At 71.6% G+C, this 1277-nt stretch carries 1 pseudogene and 1 riboswitch; the pseudogene reads left to right on the top strand.

The features are described 5' to 3' along the window. Nucleotides 1–536 precede the first annotated feature (536 nt). Nucleotides 537–714: riboswitch (M-box (ykoK) riboswitch) on the top strand. A gap of 307 nt (nt 715–1021) precedes the next feature. Next, nucleotides 1022–1277: pseudogene (locus tag ACGF12_RS38635) on the top strand (magnesium transporter); the annotation flags it as partial.

Here is a 1277-nt window from a genome sequence, read left to right as displayed (position 1 = left end):
CTCGGTGACCTCCAGGTGCTTCTGTCGGCCGGCCTCGCCGCCGAGCAGGAGCGGGGCGATGTCCTCCAGATTGGTCAGGTGGCCGTCGACCCAACCGTCTCCCTGCTGTCCCGGCTCCATGGATCGCTCCTCGTGAGTTCCGCCCCGGCCGAAATACCGGGATAGTGCGCAAGCGGAGCAATCCCAGGGATGGCGGTTACTTTCCGTTGCCGCGAGACACGCAGAGTGCTGACGCGTGTCGCGATCCACCGGGCGTGCAAGGCGCACGCCGGGCGCACACCGGGCGGCGAGGACCGCCCCATCAGGTGAGACCGTCCCACCCGCCGAAGGAAGCCGGGCCCGCGCGTCGGTCGGATTCCCCGCCACCGGGGCCCGGCCATAAACTAGTTCGGCTCCCCGGCGGTCGCCGACCGAAGGGCGACAGTCCGCACCCGACCGTGCGCCGGGCGGCTCCCCCGCTGGTCAGCTCAGGGTCAAGCTCTGGTCAAGGATTACGCCGGAAGGGCTACGGCGTCCTATCCTGGGGCGGATTTGAACAGACACCTCGTTCGGTGAGGCGTCTTCACGGACACAGGCCACTGATCCCACCCGTCGAGAGACGCTCCGGATCAGGACAGGTCTCCCCGGCTCAAGGGGTGATCCCAAGTGGCTTCCCGTCGGTATCGACAGGGACACGCCGTGGAGTGCCAAAGCTCTGACGAGTGGGGGTGCACCGGGCGGTGACGTCGGTCTCCCCCTGCCGTGCCGCCGCGACCTCGATGCGCGGCCGAAATCGGGAGGAGGCGTGATGGACGGAAGTCCTGGCCATAGTCGGCCTTTCCCGATGTCGTCCTCGCCGTCCTTCAGTCGTCCGAGGCGCCCCCTCCTTCCCTGACCGATCCGGTCCGCTCCGCCCTCCGGTCCGCCCCGGCCCGGGCGGCCCTGGCGCATGCCTGGAAGCGGTTCGCGCGGTCAGCGTCGGCGGTGGCGCGCCGCCGGGCGGCCCGATGCCCCGTCCTGCCGGGGCGAGGGGGTCCCCACCATGGCTGCCACCACCCTGCTCAACTCCGCCACCGCCCGGCTGCGCGACCGCACCGTCGCCGCCGAGCGCCGTACCGCCGTCACCCGGACCGTCCGGTCCTCGCTGGTCTCCGTCGCCGGGCTGGTCGGCGGGCCGGTCGCCAACCAGGCCGGGGAAGAGGTGGGCCGGGTCGTCGACGTGGTCGCGCGCCTCTACGGCACGGAGCCGTACCCGCCGGTCACCGGGCTGATCATCCGGATAGGCCGCCGCCGCACCT

The organism is Kitasatospora sp. NPDC048296 (genome assembly GCF_043201815.1).
Classification (GTDB): domain Bacteria; phylum Actinomycetota; class Actinomycetes; order Streptomycetales; family Streptomycetaceae; genus Kitasatospora.
This window is presented reverse-complemented; position numbering and strand designations above follow the sequence as displayed.